This is a genomic window from Alteromonas sp. 14N.309.X.WAT.G.H12 (assembly GCF_036697315.1).
Lineage (GTDB): Bacteria > Pseudomonadota > Gammaproteobacteria > Enterobacterales > Alteromonadaceae > Alteromonas.
In genome coordinates, this window is the sequence record NZ_JBAHZB010000281.1 from 1 (window position 1) to 208 (window position 208).

General features: G+C 38.9%; 1 tRNA gene. It reads right to left on the reverse strand.

Features of this window, described 5'->3' with window-relative positions:
* Positions 1-132: 132 nt before the first annotated feature.
* A tRNA-Ala gene (locus V5298_RS20985) sits at positions 133-208 on the reverse strand.

Consider the following 208-nt stretch of genomic DNA (forward strand, 5'->3'; position numbering starts at 1 on the left):
AAGAACATCATTTCGATATTCTCAGTTACTCAATTTGATTGATTACTAATATCAGCTTTCCAAATTGTTAAAGAACAGGTCGTAGTATTTAATACCACTTTTAAATACACTGTATATCAATGCACTTAGAAGTGGTGGAGCTAAGCAGGATCGAACTGCTGACCTCCTGAATGCAAATCAGGCGCTCTCCCAGCTGAGCTATAGCCCC